Below are 24,870 nucleotides of genomic sequence, written 5' to 3' on the forward strand. Positions count from 1 at the left end.
TGGCAAAGGCGGCAAGACGCTGATCGAGCAGACTGGCCCGCTCATTCAAATAGGCGCCCATCTCGACCGTCACTGGCAGGGACTGGGCTTCTGCGGCGACATGGTCCTGCGGGATCAAATAGGGGGCGTCACATAAAACGGGCACAGATATACGCTAAGCCTTTTGGGGCACGGTAGCGCCGATCTTTTGGCGCAGCGGCCGTAGCGTGCCGGTCGTTAAGTCATGATCCGTCCAAAGGTAATCGCCGGTCAGATTGATGTGTTGCCAGCCCAGCGGTGACAGATGTTGGAGAAATTCGGCCGGGATTGCCTTTCCTTGCTGCTCCATATGGCGAAGCACCGCCTCGAGGTAGGTCGTGTTCCAGAGGACAATGGCTCCAGCCACCAGATTGAGCGCGGACGCTCGGTGTCCTTGAGCCTGTAGCCCATGGTCGCGTATCCGGCCGGTGCGGTGAAAGAAGATCGCGCGCTTGAGGGCGTTCTGCGCCTCGCCCTTGTTCAGTTCGCGCGTAGCACGGCGCCGTTCTTCCGGCTTTTCGATCCAGTCTAGGGTGAAAAGCGTCCGTTCAACCCGGCCTATCTCGCGTAGCGCCAGCGCCAGGCCGTTGGCGCGCGGATATGAACCAAGGCGCTCGAGCATGGTGGAGGCACTCGTGACTCCGGTCCGGATAGATGTTGCGAGGCGGACGATGTCTTCCCAGTGGCTAGCGATGAGCTGTTCATCAATGGCTTGCGCGGCCATCGGGGCTATGGTCGGCCCTGGCCGCGCATCGCGGAACAAGTGGAGGCGCCGGGCGGCGATATTGGGAATTCGCGGTGCGAACTGGAACCCCAGCAAATGGCAGAGCGCGAAAACATGGTCGGAAATGCCGCCGCCATCGGTATGGTGGCGTTCAATCGCAAGTTCGGCACCATGATGCAGCAGGCCGTCAAGGACGTGGGCTGCCTCGCTCGCACCGGCGGAAATAACCTTGGCATGAAACGGCGCATAGCGATCCGAGACGTGAGTATAGAAGGATACCGAAGGTTCACTGCCCTTGTGGGGATTAACAGAACCGGTCGCCTGCGCGCGGCGATCAAGTGGAAAGTTCTGGCCATCGGAACTCGACACATTTCCATCGCCGAACACATTTGACAGCGTCATGCGATGCTGAGCATCGGCCAACATCGCCAAGGCGGCGCCGTAGCTGTCTTCGCGTAAATGCCATGCCGCAAGCCAACCGAGTTGGCGCTGGCTCACCAAATCGCAGGCCTCTGCCATGCGGGCGTGGCCGAGATTGGTGGCGTCGGCAAGAACCGCTGTCAGGACAGTGCGGGGATCATCATGTACGCGGCCCGTGGTGAGATGGGTAAAGCATTTCGAGAAGCCGGTCCAACGATCAACCTCCGCCAGCAGGTCAGTAATGCGGATGGCCGGCAAATGGCCATACAAGGGAGAGAGTGCCCTTTCGGCTTCCTCCGGTGTGATGGCTCGAAGTGGCGATATCCGCAGCTTGCCGCCTGAAAAGTGCACATCTTCGAGCGCGTCCGCTTCCACCTTTGCGTCCACCTCGGCCAGCCTTCGGGAAAGGAGCGCCTTGCGCTCCTCGAGCCAGACTGCGGCCGTATCGGCGACCGGGACAGGCAATGGACCAGCGGCCCTCATCGCAGTGAACACCGGGGTGGAGATAAGTTGCTGCTCCACGGCTCTGTATCGCCGGCTGCCTTCGACCCACACGTCACCCGCTCGCAAGCGGTCCCGCAACTCGGCGAGGACACAGAACTCGAAAATACGGCGATCAAGACCGGCTCGGCCAATCCGTCGCCGCCATGCCGGTCGGACGAAACCAAGCGCGGCATCTGCTGGTAGCTTGCGCAGGCGGCCACTTCCGAGATCGCGCATTGTCGCGATGGCTCGAGCAAGACCCACACAGGCAGGCACCGCACCGAAGGTGAAGCTTGCGACGAAGGCCGGACCGATCTGTCGCAGGATCGGCAGGTTCGATCGCGCGAGTTCGACGGGATCGAGCGGATCGGGACGGACAAGTCGCTTGGCTTCCTCGATCTCGGAACCGAGATCGTCCCATCCGATAACCTCTTCAATGGCGCTGAGAGGATCTGCACCGCTGTCCCTTGCATCAATGATCGCAGTTCCGAGACGGGCCAGCAGACGAATTTTGCCATTGATGGTGCGTTTGTCGCGCTTCAGCGCAGCCTCTTCCCGGCGCTCGGCACGCCGGAACATCTGTCCGATCAAACGTTCGAACATCATCACGGCATCGTCAGTCAGGGCGATCTGCATTTCGGCAACGGTGGCAGCCAGAATGGCCCGGCGACGGATCGGGTTCAGGACGGATAGATGTTGCGCAGTGAGCCGCACGCCCTCCTGATTAAGGCGCCGCAGTCGTTCTGGATGGACTGGGGCTACAACTTCAGGCTCCAAGCCGATTGCCCGCAATGTGGACAATCGCTCGAGAATTTCCGCGAAGGCACGTCGTCCCGGTCTACCGGGTGGTTGGCGGATCCAGGCAAGAATGCTGATGCGGCCTGCATTGTGCTGCAGCAGCAGCGAGTCCAGCAGGCCGCATTGCACTGAAGTCAGACTTCCCGTCAGCAGGTTGCCCACGTTCCGCTCGGCATCTAACAGAGCTTTGCTCACCATGCGTTCCAGGGACGTGATACCGGGCACGATTATCTGCCGGCGGCGGAATTCTTCCATCAGGATCCGCGCGAGATCGATTCCACCGGTCATGGTCAGTGCGATCGGCAAGAGCCAAGCCTGCAGTTCTGCATGGATCGGACGGCTCAATTGCCGGAAACCGAATACCTCGCGCAGCGTATCGAGTTGCTCATACCGGGTGGGACCACGCGTGGCATAATCGGCAAGCGCGTCCGGCTCGACGCCGAGCTGATCCCCGACGAACCTGAGAGGAGCATCAGGGATGAATTCGCCGGGTTTCAGCAATCGGCCAGGATATCGCAAGGCGCAGAGCTGCAGCGCAAAACCGAGGCGGTTGTGGGGACGCCTCCGGCTCGTGAAGACGCGCAGATCTGCGGAACTGAGCGTCCAGTATCGCACCAGATCTGGCTCGCTCTCCGGCAAGGCGAACAACTCGGCGTGTTGCGCCTCGGTCAGAACAGAGCGGCGGGGCATCGGGTCAGGCCTTGACCGGTCACGTCCAGCCAATGCGATCGAGCGTGCCGATGAGGGTCGATCGCGGCACCTTGAATGATCGGCACACCGACGCCTTGCTTGCGCCGGCATCGAGGGCTGCCGTGATCTGCTCGATCGTTTCCGCGTCAATGCTGGGCGGCCGGCCCCCGCGCCGGCCCCGTCGTCGAGCTGCGACCAAGCCTGCCATCACCCGCTCACGCGTGAGCGCGCGTTCATATTGGGCGAGCGCGCCGAAGAGCGAAAACAGCAATTCACCATGGGGCGTGCTTGTGTCCATCTGCTCCGTTAGCGATCGGAAGGCCACACCTCGATTTTTCAGATCGGTTATGATCGCCAGAAGATTGGTCAATGATCGCCCGAGACGGTCGAGTTTCCAAACGACCAAGGTGTCGCCGGCCTTCAGGAATTCGAGGCAAGCCTTCAGGCCGGGACGATCATCCCGGGCGCCCGATGCCTTGTCGGAATAGAGATGGCGCTCATCGACACCTGCGGCGAGGAGGGCATCGCGTTGAAGGTCAACCGACTGACGGTCATCGACCGATGAGACACGCATGTACCCGATGAGCATGTGCGACAAACCCTGAAATTGATGTTGTCGCGCACTAGATCAAAGCGACAGGGTTTGTCGTGCAAAATCAACCATGGTTGTCGAGGCGTAGCCTGGTTGCGATGCTACCCTGTCGGAAAACATGTGATTGCCGCCTACCGGAATAGCAGGCAAACTCGGTTAACTATTTGCACTTCCCTGCTGCAACGAGAGCCGCACGATAGCAGCGACCATGTTCGGCCCGCCATGCATTCGCATTCGCGGTTCCCTTTGCAGCTAACCGGCGCTTATATTCGGCTTCCATCGCGCGCCTCTCCGGTCCCGGACCAGAATCAGCAAGACATCGGGCCGATACCGAATTGGACCGCGAGTTCCCGTTGGCGATGTCGCCAGACAGTTTATTCGCCATCGTACTGGTCGCCGTTTGCCCCATTGGCATTGGATCGACGGGCGCATATTGAGCCTGTGCCGACTGATTGAAAAGAAGCAGAGCGGCGCTCACCGCGCTGCTTGTGGCAAGACACCTCATATGGTTCTCCCGATAATCAAAATTCAATATGCAGAAAATGTGCGACGTCGCCCAACAGCGAGCGATGGTAAGCCTCATAATATCGACCGACCACGTCCACTGCAGGGCAGTCAGCACCGAAAATCAGGTGTTTTCCGACGCTCTCAGGCCTTAGCGTATATCTGTGCCCGTTTTATGTGACGCCCCCTCTATGGCCAATATCCGTTGGACGGAAAGTGGAATGATGTCTCGCCCAAGTTCGGCGTGAACTTCGATGTCACTGACCGCATCCTGGCCTACGCGTCCGCCTCCAAGGGGTTCAAGAGCGGCAGTTTCAACGGCCGGGCGACCGGCAGCAGCGCCGACGTCGCGCCCTTCGATCCCGAAGTCGTCTGGAACTATGAAGCCGGCCTCAAATCAGAGCTGTTCGATCACCGACTGGTGCTCAACCTGGCCGCCTATCGGATGAACTACAAGGATATCCAGGTCACCGTTAATCGCACGCCGCTCAACTATGTGGCCAACGCCGCCGAGGCGCGTCTGCAGGGGCTGGAACTGGAGTTCCGGGCCGCGCCGGTGAGCGGCCTGAGGTTCGACGGCTCGATCGGCTATCTGGACGCCCAATACACCAAGGTTGGCGGCAATGGATTGTCCCTCCCCATAACCTTGGACAGCAAGTTGATCCGCACGCCCAAATGGACCGGCAATCTCGGCGCCGACTACAGCTTTCCCGCGGGCGAGGGTGGCGAGGTCACGATCCGCGGCGACTGGGCCTATGTCGCCCGGCAGTATTTTGACGCGGCCAACACGCCGCTGATCTCGCAAGGCTCCTACAGCCTGTTCAATGCGCGGATCACCTATGGCCGTGAAGACGGCGCGTGGAGCATCGCCGCCTTCGGCTCCAATCTTTCGGACAAGCGCTATCTGATCTCGGGCAACGCCGCGAGCGCGGCTTTCGGTCTGCTGACCGAGGGCACCTATGGTCGTCCTCGAGAGTACGGCGTCACGGTTCGTCGCCGCTTCTAGAAGACTGTTCGGGCTTGGCGCAAGGCCAAGCCCGTCAGGCGGCCCGCGCGCAGGGTCGTGGTCGACGCACGGCCCGCCGCCGCCCCAATGGGCAAGGGTCCTGGGTCCACGCGCCCCGGCGTCAGGTCGTTCCCGCGCGGCCGGGGGCGGCCTGACGCCGGGCATGCGCCGCCGCCGGCTTGCCAACCCGCCCCACCGTGGAAAGCCCACGTCCAGGATATAGACCGTCCGTTCGGTCTAATATTGCACCGTTATGCGAAATAGAATAAAAGTCCGACCGGACGGACTGGTAATGACCAGCCGGAATCCTGGGAGGGGACTATGCAAATCATCATGCGCCGTGGCGCTGCCTCGGCTTGCGCCTTGATCACCAGCCTTGCCGCCGGAGCCTGGGGCTCTGGAGTTCTGGCGCAGGACATAGCGCCCGCCGCGCCCGGACAGGACACCGCGCTCAGCGAGATCATTGTCACCGCCAACCGGCGCAACGAGGTCCTGCAGGATGTTCCCGCGGCGATCACCGCCATCACCGGCGAGACCCTGGTTCGCCAGAACATCACCAATCTTTCAGGCATCGCCGACCGCACGCCGGGCCTGACCTTCGCCGCCTTCGCCGCCGGTCAACCGGAAATCGCCATCCGCGGGGTGGGCACCAAGGAAGACGGGCCGGCCGCCAGCGACTCCACGGTCGTCTCCATCGACGGCGTCTACATCGCCGCCCGTTCGGCCCAGGTTTTCGACCTCTTCGACCTGGAGCGGGTGGAGGTGCTGCGCGGGCCGCAAGGCACGCTCTATGGCAAGAACTCCATCGGCGGTTCGATCAACTTCGTGACCCTGCAACCCACCGCCACCCCGGTGTTCCGCGTCCAGGCGCGGGTGGGCAATTTCGGGCGCAAGGACCTCGGCGGCCTGATCAGCGGCCCCCTGAGCGACACGGTGTTCGCCAAGGCCGCGGTCAGCTACCGCTCGACCGACGGCTATCTGCGCAACGTCCTGGTCGGCAGCCCCCACTATGGCGAGCGCTGGGGCGAGACCGAAAGCTTCAGCTATCGCTCGGCCGTGCGCTGGGAGCCCAATGACAAGCTCGACCTGTCTCTGACCGTCGACGGCGCGCGTGATCGCAACGGCGCGACCAACCGCGAACCGGTCGGCAGCGCGGGGCCCCTGCATAACTGCGGCTGCGCCTCCGATCCGGTGGCGGTCAATCAGGCGTTCGGTGGGGCCGCCAGCCCCTACACGACGCTAGCCGATGTGGAGGGCTTCACACGCCGCGACATCTTCGGGGCGAGCCTGAAGTTCGACTATAATTTCGACTTCGCCACCCTGACGGCCATCTCAAGCTACCGCGAAACCACCTACCACTACCTGGAAGATTCCTCGGGTCTGCCGGCGTCGTCGGTCTTCACCGACCTGACCGGCGCGTCGGGCAATCCCAACACCGTCCTGCTGGGCCCGGCGACCCAGGGGTTCACTTTCAAGATCACCGACGGCGTCGACGAGGCGCCCAAGCAATACACCCAGGAGCTAAGGCTGACGTCGCCGTCGGGCGGACGTCTGGACTGGATCACCGGCGCCTTCTACAGCCGCGAAGACAATGCGCGGACCGAGACCTTCAACTTCCCGTCCCTGGGGCGGGCTGATCGCCTGCCCAGCGTCTCGGCCACCCACCAGACCAACCGCGGCACGGCCTGGGCCGTCTATGGCCAGACCTCCTACGCCCTGACTGACCGCCTGAAGCTGACCGGCGGGGTGCGCTATTCCTATGAGAAAAGCGCATCACCTCTGACGGGGTGATCTATTCGGGCCTGCCGCTCCTGCTGCAGCCCTATGCCAAGGTCGGGGCTGAAGAGGGCTGGGGCAACGTCACCTGGAAGGCGGTGGCCGAGTACAAGTTCACCGATGATGCGATGGCCTATGCCAGCGTCGCCACCGGCTTCAAGAGCGGCGGCTTCACCGGCAGCGCCTCGACCGCGGCCACGGCTACAACGCCTTTTGATCCGGAAAAGGCCACCAGTTACGAGGTCGGCGCCAAGACCGAACTATTTGATCACCGGCTTCGCTTGAATAGCTCGGTGTTCTACACCGATTATCGGGACCTGCAGGTCACCCGCTTCTTCCAGCCAGCGGGCTCGGGCTTTGGCCAGTTCATCACCGAAAACGCCGGCAAGGCGCGGATCAAGGGCCTGGAAGTGGAGGCCACCGCCCGTCCGGTCCGGGGGCTGGAGGTGGGCGGCGCGGTCTCTCTGCTGGACGCCAAGTACGTCAAGTTCACCGGCACGCCGTCGCAAAACAACGCCGGCTCGTTTGACGGCAACCGACTTCGACAGGCGCCCAAGTTCGCGCCCAGCGCCTTTGCCAGTTACGATCTGACCCTGGACAGCGGCGCGGCGCTGTCAGTGCGCGGCAGCTGGAAGCACCAGTCCAAGAGCTTCTACGACGCCGACAACAATCCCATCACCGTGATCCCCGGCTACAGCCTGTTCGAAGGGGCCCTGGCCTATACCGCGCCGGACGGCCGCACGACCTTGAGCCTGTGGGGTAAGAACCTGGCCGACAAGGCCTACAGGACTCACGTTTTCTCTCAACGCGACAGCCGCGTGGCGTTCGCGTTGTTTGGCGAGCCTCGCACCTTCGGTCTGAGCCTGGACTACAGGCGCTGATGTGCGGTCGGGGCGGCGGACGGCGTCCGCCGCCCCGACCAGATCGTCGTCGACAGGGCCTGTACGCCCCGCGCCCTTGACGCGACAGGCAGCGGCGCGACGCCGTCAGCTGGACGCGGGACGCAAACCTTTGAGGAAGCTCTCGGCGGCCAGGGCGGCAAACCGCGCCGGCGTCACAGGACCTGCGGGGTCGTACCAGGTGTGGGTCCAGTTGAGCATGCCAAACAGCAGCATCATCATGGCGCGCCGCTCGGCGCGGTGCTTGGCCAGGTCAGGGCGGATCTCGATGATCTGGCGATCGACGATATCGAGCAACTGGCGCTGGTGGTCGATGATGATCCGCCGGCGATCCTCGGGCAGATTGACCAGTTCGTTGAGCAGCACCTTCTGATGGGCCTGGGCCCCGACATAAACCGCCATCAGGTCGTCGGCGAGGCGGCGGATCTTGTCGGCGGCCGAGATTTCCATCTCCTCCACGCGCTTGGCCGCTTCGACCAGGGCCTGCACGTGCGAATCCATCACATCGAACAGGATGTCTTCCTTGGACGGGTAGTAGTGATAGAGCAGCGACTTGGACGTCTCGCAAGCAACGGCGATCTGGGCCACGGACGTCCCTAAAAACCCCTTGGCCGCATAGAGCTTGGCCGCGGTTTCCATGATGGCCTCACGCCGCCTATCGTAGTCGATCGCTTGCGTGCGCGCCATCTATCGCCTCGTTTGATGCGGAACTGGCCTAGGACTAAGGCATCGTTTGCGCCTGCGCCAGTCCGGCAAGACCTTCCGGCTAGAGGGCGTTCATGGTCAGAAGTTCGTAGGTGGCGACCAGGTCGCCGTCCTGGTTGGTGACCTGGGCGTTCCAGCGCACCTCGCCATACTCGTCGTTGCGGCGACTTTTCGACATGGCGGTCAGGGCCACGGCGATGGTGTCTCCCGGCGAGACCGGCTTGAGGAAGCGCAGGTTGTCCAGACCGTAATTGGCCAGCACAGGGCCCGGCGCGGGATCGACGAACAGGCCGGCGGCGAACGACAGGATCAGGTAGCCGTGGGCGACCCGGCCTGGGAAGAACGGGTTGGCCTTGGCCGCCTCCTCGTCCATGTGGGCGTAGAAGGTGTCGCCGGTGAATTCCGCGAAATGCTCGATGTCGGCCAGGCTGATGGTCCGGGGCGCGCTGTCGAAGGTCTTCCCCAGCGCCAGCTCGTCGAACTTCAGGCGGAAAGGGTGTGGGCCTTCGGCGATTTTCGGCGCGCCAGGCAGCCAGCGATGGCCAATGGCGGCCAACATGCGGGGCGAGCCCTGCAACGCGGTGCGTTGCATATAGTGGCTCATGCCGCGCAGGCCGCCCATTTCCTCGCCGCCGCCGGCGCGTCCCGGTCCGCCGTGAACCAAGCCGGGCAGGGGCGAGCCGTGGCCGGTGGATTCGCGGGCGCAATCGCGGTCGGCGATCAGCACCCGGCCATGGAAGGCCGCTGCGCCGTCGATGACGGCGATGGCCACCTGCGGGTCGTAGGTGAACAGCGACATCACCAGCGAGCCCTGACCTTCGCGGCACAAGGCCACGGCGTCGGCGAGGTCGGTGTAGGGCATCAAAGTTGAAACTGGCCCGAACGCCTCGGTGGCGTGGATATGCGGCGCGGCCCACGGCGTGTCGCACCGCAGGAGAACGGGGCTCATGAACGCGCCGTCGGCGCTGACGCCCTCGGGTTGCGCCTGCGGATCGCCAAACACGATCCGGGCGTCTTGAGCCATTTCGGCGACCTTGGCGCGGACGTCGGCGCGTTGGCCCTGGCTGACCAAGGCTCCCATGGTGACGCCTTCGTTGGCGGGATCGCCGACCACAACAGCGGCCAGGCGCTGCGAGACCGCCTCCTGCACGGCGTCGATCAAGGCGGCGGGGACGAAGACGCGGCGGATGGCCGTGCACTTCTGGCCGGCCTTGACCGTCATTTCCCGGACGATTTCCTTGGCGAACAGCTCGAACTCGGGGGTGTCGGGGGTACAGTCCGGACCCAGCACCGTGGCGTTGAGGCTGTCGCACTCGGCGATGAAGCGCACGCTCTGGCCCACCACGTTGGGATGGCTGCGCAGCTTGTTGGCCGTGGCGGCCGAGCCGGTGAACGAGATGACGTCCTGTCCGGTCAAGTGATCAAACAGGTCGCCGGTCGAGCCGACGATCAGTTGCAAGGCGCCGGCCGGCAGAGCGCCGGACTCGATCATGATCCGCACGCACTGCTCGGTGACATAGGCGGTCGAGGACGCCGGCTTGACGATGGCAGGGACGCCGGCCAGCAGAGTTGGGCCAAGCTTTTCGAGCATGCCCCAGACCGGGAAGTTGAAGGCGTTGATGTGCAGCGCCACGCCTTGCAGGGGGCTCAGAATGTGCTGGCCGACAAACGTGCCGCGCTTGGACAGCGGCTCCAGGGCGCCGTCCAACAAGATGGTGTCATTGGGCAGCTCGCGCCGACCCTTGGACGAATAGGCAAAGAGAGTGCCGGCGCCGCCTTCGATATCGACCCAGCCATCGGTTCGGGTCGCGCCCGTCTGGGCTGACAGGGCGTAGAGCTCCTCCTTGCGGGCGATGATCGCCTCGGCCAGGGCTTTGAGCATGCGGGCGCGTTCGTGGAAGGTCATGGCGCGCAGGGCCGGGCCGCCGGTGTTGCGCGCGTGAGCGGCCATCGCCGCGAAGTCGACGCCGCCGGAGCCGAGCTGGGCCGCGATCTCGCCGGTGAGGGCCGAATTGACGTCGGCCAGGCCAGCGTCGGCGCCCTGCCAGGCGTCGCCGACATAGTTGAGAAGCTTGAGGGGTTTCATATCGGCGACTCCGGAAAATCAGCGACCCGTGAAGACGGGCGAACGTTTGTTGAGGAAGGCGTCGACGCCTTCGGCGTAGTCGGCGCTGTGGCCAAGCCGGCGCATGGCGTCGCGCTGCAGGTCGAGCTCTTCGTCGAGCGTATGGGCCCCGCTGGCGCGGATCATCGCCTTGGTCGCGGCAAGGCCCAGGGTCGGGGCTTTGGCGAAGCCGGCGACCAACTTCTCCGACTCCTCAACCAGGGCCTCGTCAGGGACGGCGCGCCAGATCATGCCCCAGGCCTCGGCCTGTTCGGCCGGCACAGGGACGCCGGTCAGCGTGATGGCCAGGGCTCGGGCCTGACCGATCAGGCGTGGCAAGATCCAGGTGCCGCCGCTATCGGGGATCAGTCCGATGTGGGCGAAAGACTGGATGAACTTGGCGCTTTTGGCGGCGATGACGATGTCGGCGGCCAGCGCCAGGTTGGCGCCGGCGCCGGCGGCCACGCCGTTTACCGCGCAGACCACCGGGAAGGGCAGGGCGACCAGACGGCGCACCAGGGGATTGTAGTAGCGCTCCACGGACTGGCCCAGATCCACGGCCGCTCCGCCCGGCGACACGGCGCGGTCGGCCAGGTCCTGGCCCGCGCAAAAGCCTCGGCCCGCGCCGGTCACCAATAGGACGCGCACCGCGCCGTCGGCCTCGATCAGATCCAGGGCGGCGGCGACCTCGCCGTGCATTTGGACCGTGAAGCTGTTGAGGCGGTCTGGGCGATTGAGCACCAGGCGCGCCACGCCCGCCTCAAGGGAAAACTGAATCGTTTCGTAGGCCATGATGGATTCGCCTGCCGCTTTCCTGTCGCGCCTCCCCGACGCCGCATCAGAGATAAAGTAGAACGAACGGTCGGTCAATTATTGCGAGCGGCGACAGCGTCGACTATGGCTTGGGAACAAGACAGATTGGATCAGGTCATGAATCCAGATGAGACCGCGCTTAGGGTCGCGATGAAACTGCGCGCCGGGGAGGGCCCCACGGTCCTCTTCGGGCTTGGCTTGGAAGCCGTCGCCGAAGGGTTCGCCAAGGTCTCCATGCGGGTTGTCGAGGAGATGCTCAACGGTGTGGGCACCTGTCACGGGGGCGTACTGTTCACCCTGGCCGACACCGCCTTCGCCTACGCGTGCAACAGCCGAAACAGCGCCAGCGTCGCCCAGCACGCGGCGATCAGCTTCCTCAACCCTGTGCATCTGGGCCAGACCGTCTGGGCCGAGGCCCGGGAAACGGCCATCGAGGGGCGCACGGGAGTATATTCGGTGATCATCAGAACCGAGGACGGTCAGATCGCGGCGACTTTCGAGGGGCTTTCGCGCACGCTGGGACGATCTATCCTGCCCCTGACGGAAGACCGGCTTGCCGCCGGCGAGCGCGGGGCCGGTCTGTGAGCGGCCAGCCACCCAGGGACGAGCCGGTCATCCGGGTGATCGCCATGCCGGCCGACACCAATCCTAGCGGCGACATTTTCGGCGGTTGGTTGATGTGGCAGATGGATTTGGCCGCCGGCAACGCCGCGGCCCGCCATTGCGAAGGCCGCGCGGTGACCGTGGCCGTGGAGGCCATTTCGTTCCACCGCCCCGTCGTCGTCGGCGACGAGGTGTCGGTCTACGCATCCGTCGTGGCCACCGGGCGCTCGTCCATGAAGATCGCCGTAGAGGCCTGGCGACGGCCTCGCGAAAGCGGCGAACGGATCAAGGTCACTCAGGCGGCCTTCACCTTTGTCGCCGTTGGACCCGACCGCGCCCCGCGTCCGGTGCCGCAAATCATCGCCGTCTCCTAGGAACCGCGCCATGCCCAGCTATGCGTTCGAAAGCCTGCGCCCCGTTGTCGATCCGACAGCCTATGTCCATCCCACCGCCGTGCTGATCGGCGATGTGGTGATCGGGCCCGATTGCTTTGTCGGGCCCAATGCGTCGCTGCGCGGTGATTTTGGCCGGCTGGTGCTGGAGGCCGGGGCCAACCTGCAGGACAACTGCGTCATGCACAGCTTTCCAGGGCGCGAGGTCGTGGTCGAGGCCCATGGCCATGTCGGCCATGGCGCGGTGCTGCACGGCTGCCGCATCGGGCGCAACGCCTTGATCGGCATGAGCGCGGTGATCATGGACAATGTCGTGGTCGGCGACGACAGCATCGTGGGCGCGCTCAGTTTCGTGAAGGCCGGGACGCTCATCGAGCCGCGAACCCTGTGGGCCGGCGCTCCGGCGCGATGCGTGCGAGAGGTCTCCGACAAGGAGCTGGCGTGGAAGACGCGCGGCACCGCCGAGTACCAGGCCCTCGCGCGACGCTGTCTGGAAGGACTGGTGGCGTGCGATCCGCTGTCCAAGGAAGAGCCCGACCGGCCCCGTCTGAAAGGGGACTACCGGCCGCTGTCGGAGAACCTCAGATCCCGCGCCTAGACGCGCCACTGGGCCGGGCGCTTTTCCTTGAAGGCGCGCACGCCCTCGATCTTGTCGGGCGTGCCCAGCAGCGCCACAAAACGCAGACGTTCGGCCAGCAGATGATCCGGTTCACTGAGCGTCTCGGCCTGGTTGATGCTGGCCTTGGCCGCTTGCATGGCGCTGGCCGAACGCGCGGCGATCGTTTGGGCCAGGGTCACGGCGGCGTCCAGCGCCTGGCCGGCTTCGACGACCTCGGAAATCAAGCCCGCGGCACAGGCGGCGGACGCATCGATGGGCTCGCCCGTCAGGACCATGCGCATGGCCATCGCCCGTCCAATCCGCCGGGGCAGGCTCGCCGTACCGCCCGCGCCAGGCATGATGCCCAAATTGGTTTCGGGCAGGCCAAACCTGGCGGTTTGGCCGGCCACGACGATGTCGCAGCACATCATCAATTCGGCCCCCGCGCCCAGGCACCAGCCTTCCACCGCAGCAATCAGCGGCTTGGGAAAAGCCCGCACCATCTTCCAGGCGAGAAATCGGGGACCTTGAACCGGATCCCCCGCATCGGCGGCGGCCAGTTCGTCGATGTCGGCGCCGGCGGCGAAAACAGCGTCGCCGCCCGTCAGCACGACAGCGCGAACCTCGGGCGCGCGGGAGGCCTCTTCGAGGGCCTCGGCCACGGCGCAGAGCAGCGGCGTGGCCAAGGCGTTGCGACGCTCGGGCCGATTCAAGCAAAGCAACAGCACGCCCGGGGCGGCCGTGCTGCACAGCAGCTGCGGGTCAGGCGTCATAGTCGAGCACGACGTCGTCGCTCAGGGGCACGGCCTGGCAGGTGAGCACGTAACCTTCGGCCACCTCCTGGGCGCTAAGGCCATAGTTGGTCTTCATCTCCACCTGGCCGCTGACCACCTTGGCGCGGCATGTCGCGCAGACCCCGGCCTTGCAGGCGAACGGGGCGGCCATGCCGGCGGCTCGCGCGTTCTCCAGGATGCTGCCCTTGTCGGCGTCGAAGGCGATCTGTCGACGACGACCTTCCAACGTCACCTGGACCTTGCGACCGGCCGCCCGCTGCTCGAGGGCCTTGGCGGCGGCCTGTTGAACATCCGACAACTGGCCCACCGTGAACCGCTCGATCAAAATGGCGTCCAGCGGCAAGCCCGCCGCCAGCAACGCGGCTTCCGCCGCGTCCATCATCGCCCCGGGCCCGCAGACGAAAGCGGCTGTCAAGGTTTTGGGATCGACAAAGGCGCGCAGGGCCTGGGCCGTCCTGGCGCCGTCCAGCCGGCCGTTGAAAAGATCGATGTCCTCGGCCTCTTCGGACAGGAAATGGAAGATTTGCAGGCGGCCCATGAACCGGTTCTTCAAGTCGGCCAGTTCTTCCAGAAACATGATCGAGTTGGAGGCCTTGTTGCCATAGAACAGGATAAAGCGGCTTCGGGGCTCGATCGACAGCGCCGATTTCAGCAGCGACAGGATCGGCGTGATGCCCGAGCCTGCCGCAAAACCGGCATAGGTCGCCGCGCGCTGAGGATCAAAGCTCCAGGTGAAACTGCCATGGGGGGCCATCACCTCGACATGGTCGCCGACCTGGACGGCGGTGTTGGCCCAGGCCGAAAACTGCCCGCCGGGGACGTGCTTGATGGCCACGCGAAGTTCATTTTCGTGCGGCGCGGCGCAGATCGAATAATTTCGCCGCACATCCTGGCCGTCGAGACTGGCGCGAAGAGTCAGATGCTGGCCCGGCGTATACCGGAAGGTCTCGCGCAGGGCGTCGGGCAGGTCGAAGGCCAGGGAGACCGCATCGTCGATCTCGCGCCGAACATCGGTGATCTTCAGGGAATGAAACGACGCCGACATGGCAGTCCTCTTTAATGACACTTGAAGCGGTCGAACGGCTCGTGGCAGCTGCGGCACCGCCACAGCGCCTTGCAGGGCGTGGATCCAAAGCGGCTGACCTCGACCGTATCGGTCGAGGCGCAGCGGGGGCAGGCCACGAAGTCCTCGCCGCGCAGAGACCTTGAATCGGCGCCCTTTGGCGGCGGGGCGATTCCATAGTCCAACAGCCGCTGGCGGCCCTGGTCGGTGATCCAGTCGGTGGACCAGGGCGGCGACAAGACCGTCTCGACGGGCACGGCGGCGAAACCGGCTTGATCCAGGGCGATCCGGACGGACGCCTCGATCGCCAGGGTGGCCGGACAGCCCGTATAGGTCGGGGTGATCAACACGGCGGCGGGTTCGGCGCGCACCCCGCGCACGATGCCCAGATCAACCACCGAGACCACCGGAATTTCGGGATCGGGCACCGTCGCCAGAACGGTCATGACGGCGTCGACGAAGGCGGCGCTGGGCACGGTGGACATGGCGCTACCAGACAGCGTCGGGATAGGCGCGTGGAAGATATTGCATCTGCGCCAGAAGGTGGCCCAGATGTTCGGAGTGATGGCCCACGCGGCCGCCTTTGATCCCGCGGGGATAGGTCGGCTCGGGCAGGTCGGCGCGTTTGAGAACCTGGGCGATCTGGGCGTCGAAACCCGGACGCAGAGCCTGCTTGTCGACGGCCACGCCCACCTCGGCCAGGGCGATCTCGGCCTCATCCATCTCGAATAGCTCCTCGACGAACCGCCAGAACCAGTCCAGACCGTCGATCATCCGCTGGCGGCTCTCGTCGGTGCCGTCTCCAAGCCGCACGACCCAGTCGGCCGCCAACTCGGCGTGATAGCGCACCTCCTTGACCGCCTTGGCGGCGATTTCGGCGATGCGCGGATCGGCGGATGCGGTCAAGGCGTCGAACAGGGCCAGCTGAAAGGTCGAAAACAGAAACTGCCGCGCCATGGTCTGGGCGAAATCGCCGTTGGGTTGTTCCACCAGGAGGCAGTTTCGAAACTGCAGGGCGTCGCGATGGAACGCCAACCGGTCGGCGTCGCGGCCCTTGGCCTCGATTTCGCCGGCCAAGCCCAAAAACAGTGTCGCCTGGCCGATGAGGTCCAGGCCCAGATTTGCCAGCGACAGATCGATCTCGACCGCCGGAGCATGACCGCACCATTCGGTCAGGCGCTGGCCCAGGATCAGGCTGTCGTCGCCCAGGGCCAGGAGATAGTCGAAGAGGTCTTGGGTCTGGGTCATGTCAGATATGCTTTACGACGTCAGGGATGTCGTAGAACGTCGGATGGCGATAGACCTTGGACTCGGCCGGCGCGAACAGCGGCCCGGCCTGGGCGGGGTCGGAGGCCACGATGTCGACCGAGCGGACGACCCACAGGCTCACGCCTTCCAGGCGCCGGGTGTAGACATCCCGGGCGTGGCGGACGGCCAGTTCGCCGTCAGGCGCATGCAGGGATCCGACATGTTTGTGCGAGAGCCCGCCCTTGGCGCGGACGAAGACTTCCCACAGAGGCCAATCCTGGCTCATTGCTTCTACCTTGAGACTTAAGCGGCGAGGCGCGCGCGGCGCTTCTGATCGTGGGCGACGGCGGCCTGGCGAACCCAGGCGCCGGCGTTCCAGGCGTTGTTGCGGGCCTTGAGGCGCTCCTTGGCGACGGGGCCTTCGCCGCGCACCACGGCGTAGAATTCTTCCCAATCGATCTGGCCGTAGTCGTGGGCGTCGCGTTCGGGATTCCAGCGCAGGTCCGCGTCGGGGATGGTCAGGCCCAGATAGTCGGCCTGCGGCTTGGTGATATCGACGAACTTCTGGCGCAGCTCGTCATTGGTGTCGCGCTTGATGCGCCAGCGCATCGACTGGGCCGTGTTGGGCGAGTTGTCGTCGGGGGGGCCAAACATCATCAGCGAGGGCCACCACCAGCGGTTCAGGGCGTCCTGGGCCATTGCCCTCTGGTCAGGCGTTCCATTGGCCAGGCCGATCATGATCTCGTAGCCCTGGCGCTGATGGAAGCTTTCCTCCATGCACACGCGCACCATGGCGCGCGCGTAAGGGCCGTAGGAGGTGCGCTGCAGCGGCACCTGGTTCATGATCGCCGCGCCGTCCACCAGCCAGCCGATGGCGCCGATGTCGGCCCAGGTCAGGGTCGGATAGTTGAAGATGGTCGAGTACTTGGCCGCGCCGCTCAGCAACGCCTCGGTCAGCGCGTCGCGGCTGACGCCCAGGGTCTCGGCCGCGCAATACAGATACAGCCCATGACCGGCCTCGTCCTGGACCTTGGCCAGCAGCACGGCCTTGCGGCGCAGGGAGGGGGCGCGGGTCAGCCAGTTGGCCTCGGGCAGCATGCCCACGATCTCGCTGTGGGCGTGCTGGGAGATCTGGCGGACGAGGGTGCGGCGATAGGCTTCGGGCATCCAGTCCTTGGGCTCGACGAACTCATCGGCGGCGACGCGCGCCTCAAAGGCCGCCAGGAGCGCGGGGTCCTCCCCGCGCAAACCGGTCGCGGCGCCGTCCGCCTTGCCAAGCTCGGTGGTGTACATCGCGTCCTCCTTGATGACGTACAGGGACAGTATAATTAGTCGAACGGTCGGTCAATTAATTATCGTCATACCCGTTCCACGGCCAGGGCGATGCCTTGGCCCACGCCGATGCACATGGTGCACAGGGCGGTGCGTTGGCCGGTCCTGGCCAGCTCCTCCACGGCTGTCAGCACCAGCCGCGCGCCGGACATGCCTAGGGGGTGGCCCAGGGCGATCGCCCCACCGTTGGGATTCACGTGCGCGGCGTCGTCGGCCAGTCCCAGGCGGCGCAGCACGGCCAGGCCCTGCGAGGCGAAAGCTTCGTTCAGCTCGATCACGTCGATCTGTCCGATCGTCAGTCCAAGCCGTTGCAGGAGCTTTTCGCTGGCGGGAGCCGGTCCGATGCCCATGATGCGCGGCGCCACGCCGGCGGCGGCGGCGCCAAGAACTCGCGCGCGCGGCGTCAGGCCGTGCCGGGTCACCGCCGCGGCCGAGGCCACGATCAGGGCTGCCGCGCCGTCGTTGACCCCCGAGGCGTTGCCGGCGGTGATCGTGCCGCCCTCGCGCACGATCGGGCGCAACTTGGCCAAGGCTTCGAAACTGGTCTCGCGCGGATGCTCGTCGCGCGAGACCAGCACCGGATCGCCCCGCTTCTGAGCGATGCTCACGGGAACGATCTCGGCGTCGAAGCGCCCGCTCGCCTGGGCGGCGGCGGCGCGGCGCTGGCTCTCGACGGCGAAGCGATCCTGATCCGCGCGAGAAACGCCAAAATCGTCAGCGACGTTTTCGGCCGTCTCGGGCATGGAATCGATGCCGAATTGCGCCTTGAGGGTTCGGTTGACGAAGCGCCAGCCGATCGTGGTGTCGTAGACGGCGTTGTCGCGGGAAAACGCCGACGAGGCCTTTGGCATGACGAAGGGCGCGCGCGTCATGCTTTCGACGCCGCCGGCCACGATCAGATCGGCTTCGCCGGCCTTGATCGCTCGCGCGGCCATGGCCACCGCATCCATGCCCGAGCCGCAAAGGCGATTTACCGTCGTGCCGGGCGCGGTTTGCCCCAAGCCGCCGAGCAGAGCGGCCATACGCGCGACATTGCGATTGTCCTCGCCCGCCTGATTGGCGCAGCCGAGAATGACGTCGTCCACCATCGACCAGTCCACGCCGCCATTGCGCTCGACCAGAGCCTTGAGCGGTATGGCGGCCAGGTCGTCGGGGCGAACTTCGCAGAGCGCTCCGGCGTAGCGACCGATGGGCGTGCGGATCGCGTCGCAGATGAAGGCTTCAGGCATTGATGATCTCCTGCGCGGTCGATGTCGCCGCCGCGATGAAAAAGGCCGCGGGGCGATAGAGCGGATCGCCGGTCGCCTCGGCGATATGGGTAAGAGCGCTGGCCAGCCTCCGAACGCCCAGGCGCCCGGCCCAGGCCAGAGGGCCTTCGGGGTGATTGGCCCCGTGGACCATGGCCTCGTCGACGCCCTGAGGCGTGGCGACCTCGTCGTCGACGGCGTCGGCGGCGGCGTTGGCCAGCTGGCTCAGGGCGCGCAGAACCAACTGGCCGGGACGGTCGGGGACGAACAGCGCGTCGCGGCCGATCGCCTGGGCCAGGCCGGCCGCGGCTTGAGTTGCTTGTGGGCTGGGGGCGGTGAAGACCAGCGTCGGCGCGGCGGCCAGGTCGCGCGCATGGTCCAAAAGGCCGTCGACGCCGGGGCGCGAGGCCAAGGTGCGCCCATCGCCTAGCGCGATGGTGATGTCGTCGATCACCATCGCGCCGGACGCTAGATCGCGTCGACTGGACACCTCCATGCCCGCGCGCGCGGCAGCCTGGGCCAACGGCGCGAGCAGGTCGTCGCCGGCGGCCACGGCCAGCCGGCGAGGAGGAGCCGCCTTGGGCGCCAGATTGGGCGAGGGCAGGGACGCTGCATAGTCGTATACGCCGTGGCCGCTCTTACGGCCCAACCTTCCGCGGGCCACCAGATCGCCCTGCGCGGCCTGGGGGCGAAAGCGCGTCTTGCCGTCATAGGCCTCGTAGACCGATTGGGCGACGGCGTAGTTGACGTCATGGCCTATGAAGTCAGCCAGGGCCAAAGGTCCCATGCGAAAGCCGCCCGCCGCCTTCAGGGCATGGTCGATATCGGCCGCCGGCAAACCCTCGCCGAGCGCGACGAAGCCTTCGGCGTAGTAGGGACGCGCAACCCGGTTGACGATGAAACCGGGGACGTCGGCCACCCGCACGGGGTGTTTGTCCCAGCGTCGCATCAACCGTTCCGCCGCCTCAAGCACGGACGGATCGGTGCTGGGCCCGGCGATCACTTCGACCAGCGTCATCGCCGGAACCGGATTGAAGAAATGCAGGCCCAGGAACCTGTGGGGCCGCAAGACCCCGGCGGCCAGGCGGGCGATCGGCAGCGAGGAGGTGTTGCTGGCCACGACCGCCTCTGGCGCGATATGGCTCGACAGGGCCTGGAAAAGACTGAGCTTGGCGTCGATCTGCTCGACGATGGCCTCGATGACCAGCGCGGCGGGCGCGACCGCGGCAAGGTCGGTCGACCAGCCGATCCTTGCTTGGATCGCATCGCGCAACGCGGGCGCAAGACCGCGCTTTTCGGCTTGCGTCAAGCTCTGGGCGAGCAAATGCTTGCTGCGGTCGAGCGCCTGCGCGTCGCGATCAATGACCACAACGCCATGACCGGCCAGGGCCGCCACTTGAGCAATCCCGGTTCCCATGGCGCCCGCGCCAAGCACCGCGATCGTCGCGTTCGACTGGAATTCCATGACGTGCGCCCATTGCAATTTTGCGCGACTAATAAATAGTCCGACCGGACGGTCAAGAAAAAGGAGGCGATCGGGGACTGAAAAATGAATTTGCCCATGCGTTTGGAAAAGGGCCTTGCCATTAATTAATCGTCCGGTCATTCTACTAATTAGTGGGACGCGCATCGCGGCGATTTGCCGATGACGCCGCCCCGCGCGCGGGTGGCCGAGGGTTTTGCCCGTTGGGCTCGTCAGGCGCCGAGCGATACTGAATTTGCCCGGAACCTGCGCCGCCGGGTGGGTGCGTTTCACCGCGCGCAGATCCACAGACTTGCGACCAACGTGAGCGAGAAGACTGTTTAGGGAGAAGGTCAGACATGGCGGCATCGCTCGCTTTCGAACCAATTGAAACCGCTTCGCGCGATCAGTTGCAGGCTTTGCAGCTGAGCCGCCTGCGTTGGTCGCTGACCCACGCCTATGAAGGCAATCCGCGCTATCGCGAGAAGTTCGACGCGGCCGGCGTCCACCCTGACGACTTGCGCAGCCTTTCGGACCTGGCGCGCTTTCCGTTCACGACCAAGGCCGATTTGCGCGACGCCTATCCCTTCGGGTTCTTCGCGGTTCCCCAAGAACGTCTGGCGCGGATCCACGCCTCGTCGGGCACGACCGGAAAGCCGACGGTGGTCGGCTACACGCGCAAGGACATCGAGACCTGGTCGGGCGTTGTCGCGCGGTCGATCCACGCCGCGGGCGGCCGGCCCGGCATGAAAGTCCAGATTTCCTACGGTTACGGCCTTTTTACCGGCGGCCTTGGCGCTCACTACGGCGCCGAGGCGCTGGGCTGCGCGGTCATTCCGATGTCGGGCGGCCAGACCGAAAAGCAGGTCCAGCTGATCGGCGACTTCAAGCCGGAGCTGATCATGGTCACCCCCAGCTACATGTTGGCGATCCTTGACGAATTCCAGCGCCAGGGGCTGGACCCGCGCGCGTCCTCGCTCAAAACCGGCATCTTCGGCGCCGAACCGTGGACCAACGCCATGCGTGAAGAGATCGAACAGGCCTTCGGTATCGACGCGGTCGATATTTATGGCCTCTCGGAGGTCATGGGTCCCGGCGTGGCGGGCGAATGCGTCGAGGCCAAGGACGGGCCGACGATTTGGGAAGACCACTTCTATCCGGAGATCATCGATCCGGTCACCGGCGCGGTGCTGCCTGACGGGGCCGAGGGCGAGCTGGTGTTCACGTCCCTGACCAAGGAGGCGATGCCGATCGTACGCTACCGTACGCGAGACCTCACACGCCTTCTGCCGGGCACGTCGCGGACCATGCGGCGAATGGCCAAGATCACTGGCCGTTCCGACGACATGCTGATCATCCGCGGCGTCAATGTCTTCCCCAGCCAGATCGAGGAACAGATTCTCTGTTGTCCGGCCCTGACCCCCCACTTCCAGATCGAGCTGACCCGGCCCAGCCGCATGGATCAGGTCCGCCTTCTGGTCGAAGGGCGGGGCGAGGCGGGCGACGAGGCGCGTGTGCGCGACAGCCGCAAACTGGCCGAACGCATCAAGACCCTGATCGGCATCACCGTGGCCATCGACGTGCGCCCGGACGGATCCTTGCCCCGCTCGCAGGGCAAGGCCTCTCGCGTCATCGACCTTCGCCAATCGGCCTGAACCCGGAGACTCGTCGTGAAAAAATTGATCGCGCTCTACAAGACCCCTGACGACATCGACGCCTTCCTGTCGCGCTACCAGGGCGGCCACCTGCCGCTGGTGGCCAAGATCCCCGGCTTGATCAGCGCGGATGTGACCCGGATAGACCGGACCCTGGCCGGCCCGGAGGCGGCGTTCCTGATCTGCGAGATGCGCTTTGCCGACGCCGACTTCGGGCCGGCCCTCAAGAGCCCGCAAATGGCCGCCGCCAGCGCCGACGTCGAGCTGTTCGCCAAGGATCTGGTGACGGTGATGACGGCCAGCGCGCTGGAGCTCTAACCCAGGCCCGGCGCCTTGACGATAAACCGACGCCCACGCCGCGGCGGCGAGGCGCAATTAGGGAGAAGACGATGGACAAAGCTGTCGACAACCTGACCCCGCTGCTGGCTGGGGTTCGCACCTTCGTGGGCCGAACCCATGGCCTGTTCATCGACGGCGACTGGCGAGCCCTGGACGGCAAGGATCGCTTGGCGGTCTACGATCCGGCCAACGGGGCGAAGATCGCCAGCGTCGTGAATGCGAGCGGCGACGATGTGGATCGCGCAGTCAGGTCCGCCCATGACGCGTTCGAAGCGGGCGTCTGGAGCGGCCTGGCGCCAGCCGAGCGCGAGCGGATCCTGCTGCGCTTCGCCGACCTGGTGGAAGCCCACGCCGAGGAACTGGCCCAGATCGAGACCCTCAACCAAGGCAAGTCGATCAACATCGCCCGCTACGTCGATATCGGCGGGGCGCCGGCCTATATGCGCTATATCGCCGGTCTGAGCACCAAGCTCCACGGGGAGACCTTCGACGTCTCCATCGGGGCGGTTCCGGGCGCGCGATACAACGCCTATACGCGCCGTGAGCCAGTCGGCGTGGTCGGCGCCATCGCGCCGTGGAATTTTCCGATGATGATCGGGCTTTGGAAGATCATGCCCGCTTTGGCGGCGGGTTGCACGGTCGTGCTCAAACCCTCGGAGGTCACGCCGCTCACCAGCCTTCGGCTCGTGGAATTGGCCCACCAGGCCGGGTTGCCCGCGGGCGCGCTCAACGTGATCACCGGCGATGGCCGCACGGGGCAGGCGCTCGTCGACCATCCGTTGATCAGCAAGATCACCTTCACCGGCTCGACGGCGACGGGTAAGGCCATCGCCCGCTCGGCGGCCGACCGCATGCTCAGGACATCGCTGGAGCTTGGCGGCAAGAACCCGGCCATCTTCCTGGCCGACGCCCCGATCGAAAAGGCGGTGCAGGGCGCAGTTGTCGGCGGCTTCTTCAACAACGGGCAGGTCTGCGCGGCCGCATCGCGCCTCTATGTCGACCGCACGATCTATGAGCCGTTCGTCGCGGCGCTATCGGAGGCCGTGCGCGGGATGTCCATGGGTCCTGGCCTTGATCCAGGCGCACAGATCAACCCCGTGGTCTCGGCTCAGCACCGTGACAAGATCCTTGGCCATATCGACCAGGCGCGGCGGGACGGGGCTCGGGTCGTGGCGGGGGGCCAGCGCCCCGATCGTCCAGGCTACTATGTCGAACCCACGGTCATCGTCGACGCCGCGCCGCAACTGGCCATTTCCCGTCTGGAGGTGTTTGGGCCCCTGGTGACGGTGACGCCGTTCGACAGCGAGGACGAGGCCATCGCCCTGGCCAACGACAGTCCCATGGGTCTGACCGCGTCGCTGTGGACCAATGATCTGAACAAGACGATGGCCTACATCCCGCGACTGAAGGCCGGCACCGTTTGGGTCAACACCCACAACATGATCGATCCGAACATGCCGTTCGGCGGCTACAAGGAATCCGGCGTTGGCCGTGATTTCGGAATTCATTCGCTCGACAGCTACACCGAGGTCAAATCGGTGTGCATCGCCTACTGACCCTGGATCGGGCGAGGCGTCCGCCTCGCCCGGCGCGCGGCTGCCTGCGGTTCTCTAGGCGCCGCGCCCCGCCGCGGTTTCGCGCGCCAGTTCCGGCACGATATAGTCAATGAAGCTGCGGGCCCGCAGTGAAAGAAACCGGGTCTGCGGATAGACCAGCCGCACGGAGATCGGCGGCAGATAATAGTCGGGCATCAGCGCCACCAGGGCTCCGGTCGCCAAGGCCTTGGCCGTCAGCCAGCTTGGCGCGATCGCCACCCCGTCCCCGGCCAGAGCCGCGTCAAAGACGGCCTCGTCGCTGTTGCTCCTCAGGCGACCATGCGCCCGCACCGCTTGGCGGCCATGCTCGGAATCAAACTCCAGGGGCGCGTCGGCCAGACGCGAGGGCAACAGCAGCGTGTGGTGGTCCAGGTCAATGGGCGCCTCGGGCGCCGGCGCGGCGGCCAGATAGGCGGGGGAAGCCACCACCTGCCAGGCAAAGGTGCGAACGGCGCGACCGACCAGCGAGCTCTCTTGTGGCCGCGAGGCGATGATCGCCAATTCGAAACCCTCGGCGACCAGATCGTGGATCTCATCGGTGAGGATCACCTCCAGCGAGACCCGGGGATGGCCGCGCAGGAAGCCGGCCGCCAGCGGCAGAATACGGCTTCGCCCCAGGGAGACCGGAGCGGCCAGACGCAGCAGACCACTGGCCTCGGGCGTCTGACCGCGCACCGCCGCGCGCGCGGATTCCAGGGACTCGAGCATCCGCTGGACATGCTCCAGAATGGCTGACGCTTCGGGCGTGGGACTGATGCGCCGGGTCGTGCGGGTGAACAGCTGCACGCCAAATTCGGCTTCAAGGCCGGCGATATGTTTGCTGACCGTCGATTGGGAGATCCGCATCTGCCGGCCCACCGCTGAAAAGCTTCTCAGCTCCATCATCCGGGAGAAGGCGGCGTAGGCTTCAAGGCGATCGGGCATCTATTCCAAATCGAATAGGTCATAGTGGATTTGTGTCGTTTACGCCTGACCGTGCGGTCGGTAAATAGAAAAAAAGGCTGCCGCAA

General features: G+C 65.3%; 23 protein-coding genes. 9 read left to right on the forward strand and 14 right to left on the reverse strand.

Annotated elements, in window-relative coordinates; all coding sequences use genetic code 11:
* Window positions 1-154: 154 nt before the first annotated feature.
* Window positions 155-3,133 (reverse strand): Tn3 family transposase, encoded by a 2,979-nt coding sequence (locus FCU40_RS06525; protein ID WP_168073790.1) that lies wholly within the window; start codon window positions 3,131-3,133, stop codon window positions 155-157.
* A gap of 19 nt (window positions 3,134-3,152) precedes the next feature.
* Window positions 3,153-3,722 carry a recombinase family protein gene (locus FCU40_RS06530; RefSeq protein ID WP_168073792.1) on the reverse strand — a complete coding sequence of 190 codons (570 nt, stop codon included), beginning with the start codon at window positions 3,720-3,722 and terminating at the stop codon, window positions 3,153-3,155.
* A 712-nt stretch (window positions 3,723-4,434) separates the two neighbouring features.
* Here FCU40_RS06530 and FCU40_RS06535 point away from each other — a divergent pair.
* The 3 genes from FCU40_RS06535 to FCU40_RS23505 all read left to right on the forward strand — a co-directional run bounded on the left by FCU40_RS06535 (window position 4,435) and on the right by FCU40_RS23505 (window position 7,892).
* Window positions 4,435-5,235 carry a TonB-dependent receptor gene (locus tag FCU40_RS06535; protein WP_275052041.1) on the forward strand — a complete coding sequence of 267 codons (801 nt, stop codon included), beginning with the start codon at window positions 4,435-4,437 and terminating at the stop codon, window positions 5,233-5,235.
* A gap of 333 nt (window positions 5,236-5,568) precedes the next feature.
* On the forward strand, window positions 5,569-7,026 hold the full coding sequence (locus FCU40_RS23500; protein WP_168073796.1) for a TonB-dependent receptor: 1,458 nt from the start codon (window positions 5,569-5,571) through the stop codon (window positions 7,024-7,026).
* A complete protein-coding gene (locus FCU40_RS23505) occupies window positions 7,023-7,892 on the forward strand; it encodes a TonB-dependent receptor (RefSeq protein ID WP_168073798.1) in 870 nt (289 codons plus the stop codon). Before FCU40_RS23500 ends, FCU40_RS23505 begins: the two co-directional genes overlap by 4 nt.
* Before the next feature lie 105 nt (window positions 7,893-7,997).
* On the opposite strand, the gene FCU40_RS06550 is transcribed toward FCU40_RS23505, so the two are convergent.
* From FCU40_RS06550 to paaG, 3 genes are all read right to left on the reverse strand, one after another.
* Entirely contained in the window at window positions 7,998-8,597 is a 600-nt protein-coding gene (locus FCU40_RS06550; protein ID WP_168073800.1) for a TetR/AcrR family transcriptional regulator, read from the reverse strand.
* Window positions 8,598-8,676: 79 nt separating this feature from the next.
* The gene (gene paaZ / locus FCU40_RS06555) at window positions 8,677-10,701 is read right to left on the reverse strand and encodes a phenylacetic acid degradation bifunctional protein PaaZ (RefSeq protein ID WP_168073802.1); all 2,025 of its coding nucleotides are present in this window, start codon (window positions 10,699-10,701) and stop codon (window positions 8,677-8,679) included.
* A gap of 18 nt (window positions 10,702-10,719) precedes the next feature.
* Window positions 10,720-11,511 (reverse strand): 2-(1,2-epoxy-1,2-dihydrophenyl)acetyl-CoA isomerase PaaG, encoded by a 792-nt coding sequence (gene paaG / locus FCU40_RS06560; protein WP_168073804.1) that lies wholly within the window; start codon window positions 11,509-11,511, stop codon window positions 10,720-10,722.
* 138 nt (window positions 11,512-11,649) lie between these two features.
* Here paaG and paaI point away from each other — a divergent pair, with 138 nt between their 5' ends.
* Genes paaI through FCU40_RS06575 form a run of 3 tightly spaced genes read left to right on the forward strand, consistent with a single transcriptional unit; the run spans window position 11,650 to window position 13,125 of the window.
* Complete coding sequence (paaI, locus tag FCU40_RS06565) at window positions 11,650-12,117, forward strand: hydroxyphenylacetyl-CoA thioesterase PaaI (RefSeq protein ID WP_168073806.1); 468 nt, start codon at window positions 11,650-11,652, stop codon at window positions 12,115-12,117.
* Window positions 12,114-12,509 carry an acyl-CoA thioesterase gene (locus tag FCU40_RS06570; RefSeq protein WP_241693558.1) on the forward strand — a complete coding sequence of 132 codons (396 nt, stop codon included), beginning with the start codon at window positions 12,114-12,116 and terminating at the stop codon, window positions 12,507-12,509. The genes paaI and FCU40_RS06570 overlap by 4 nt, the downstream gene beginning before the upstream one ends.
* Before the next feature lie 10 nt (window positions 12,510-12,519).
* Window positions 12,520-13,125, forward strand: coding sequence for a DapH/DapD/GlmU-related protein (locus FCU40_RS06575; RefSeq protein ID WP_168073808.1), 606 nt, complete (start codon window positions 12,520-12,522; stop codon window positions 13,123-13,125).
* Here the strand turns inward: FCU40_RS06575 and FCU40_RS06580 are convergent.
* From FCU40_RS06580 to FCU40_RS06615, 8 genes are all read right to left on the reverse strand, one after another.
* The gene (locus tag FCU40_RS06580; RefSeq protein WP_168073810.1) at window positions 13,122-13,898 is read right to left on the reverse strand and encodes an enoyl-CoA hydratase-related protein; all 777 of its coding nucleotides are present in this window, start codon (window positions 13,896-13,898) and stop codon (window positions 13,122-13,124) included. The two genes, FCU40_RS06575 and FCU40_RS06580, sit on opposite strands and share 4 nt — an antisense overlap.
* Window positions 13,888-14,964, reverse strand: a complete 1,077-nt coding sequence (gene paaE / locus FCU40_RS06585) for a 1,2-phenylacetyl-CoA epoxidase subunit PaaE (protein ID WP_168073811.1) — start codon at window positions 14,962-14,964, stop codon at window positions 13,888-13,890. Before paaE ends, FCU40_RS06580 begins: the two co-directional genes overlap by 11 nt.
* Window positions 14,965-14,975: 11 nt before the next feature.
* Complete coding sequence (paaD, locus tag FCU40_RS06590) at window positions 14,976-15,467, reverse strand: 1,2-phenylacetyl-CoA epoxidase subunit PaaD (protein ID WP_168073812.1); 492 nt, start codon at window positions 15,465-15,467, stop codon at window positions 14,976-14,978.
* A gap of 4 nt (window positions 15,468-15,471) precedes the next feature.
* Entirely contained in the window at window positions 15,472-16,230 is a 759-nt protein-coding gene (paaC, locus tag FCU40_RS06595) for a 1,2-phenylacetyl-CoA epoxidase subunit PaaC (RefSeq protein WP_168073813.1), read from the reverse strand.
* Window position 16,231: 1 nt separating this feature from the next.
* Entirely contained in the window at window positions 16,232-16,516 is a 285-nt protein-coding gene (gene paaB, locus FCU40_RS06600) for a 1,2-phenylacetyl-CoA epoxidase subunit PaaB (RefSeq protein ID WP_168073814.1), read from the reverse strand.
* A gap of 17 nt (window positions 16,517-16,533) precedes the next feature.
* The gene (gene paaA / locus FCU40_RS06605; protein WP_168073815.1) at window positions 16,534-17,523 is read right to left on the reverse strand and encodes a 1,2-phenylacetyl-CoA epoxidase subunit PaaA; all 990 of its coding nucleotides are present in this window, start codon (window positions 17,521-17,523) and stop codon (window positions 16,534-16,536) included.
* Between the two features lie 65 nt (window positions 17,524-17,588).
* Complete coding sequence (gene pcaF, locus FCU40_RS06610) at window positions 17,589-18,791, reverse strand: 3-oxoadipyl-CoA thiolase (protein ID WP_168073816.1); 1,203 nt, start codon at window positions 18,789-18,791, stop codon at window positions 17,589-17,591.
* The gene (locus FCU40_RS06615) at window positions 18,784-20,580 is read right to left on the reverse strand and encodes a 3-hydroxyacyl-CoA dehydrogenase NAD-binding domain-containing protein (protein WP_206677311.1); all 1,797 of its coding nucleotides are present in this window, start codon (window positions 20,578-20,580) and stop codon (window positions 18,784-18,786) included. The genes pcaF and FCU40_RS06615 overlap by 8 nt, the downstream gene beginning before the upstream one ends.
* Window positions 20,581-20,630: 50 nt before the next feature.
* Between FCU40_RS06615 and paaK the strand changes: the two genes are divergently transcribed.
* The 3 genes from paaK to FCU40_RS06630 all read left to right on the forward strand — a co-directional run bounded on the left by paaK (window position 20,631) and on the right by FCU40_RS06630 (window position 23,821).
* A complete protein-coding gene (paaK, locus tag FCU40_RS06620; protein ID WP_168073817.1) occupies window positions 20,631-21,926 on the forward strand; it encodes a phenylacetate--CoA ligase PaaK in 1,296 nt (431 codons plus the stop codon).
* A 15-nt stretch (window positions 21,927-21,941) separates the two neighbouring features.
* Entirely contained in the window at window positions 21,942-22,244 is a 303-nt protein-coding gene (locus tag FCU40_RS06625; RefSeq protein WP_168073819.1) for an EthD family reductase, read from the forward strand.
* 71 nt (window positions 22,245-22,315) lie between these two features.
* Window positions 22,316-23,821 (forward strand): aldehyde dehydrogenase family protein, encoded by a 1,506-nt coding sequence (locus FCU40_RS06630; protein WP_168073821.1) that lies wholly within the window; start codon window positions 22,316-22,318, stop codon window positions 23,819-23,821.
* 54 nt (window positions 23,822-23,875) lie between these two features.
* Here FCU40_RS06630 and FCU40_RS06635 read toward each other — a convergent pair whose 3' ends face one another.
* Window positions 23,876-24,784, reverse strand: coding sequence for a LysR family transcriptional regulator (locus FCU40_RS06635; RefSeq protein ID WP_168073823.1), 909 nt, complete (start codon window positions 24,782-24,784; stop codon window positions 23,876-23,878).
* Between the last annotated feature and the right edge of the window lie 86 nt (window positions 24,785-24,870).

This window comes from Caulobacter sp. SSI4214, from assembly GCF_012184455.1.
GTDB lineage: Bacteria > Pseudomonadota > Alphaproteobacteria > Caulobacterales > Caulobacteraceae > Caulobacter > Caulobacter vibrioides_E.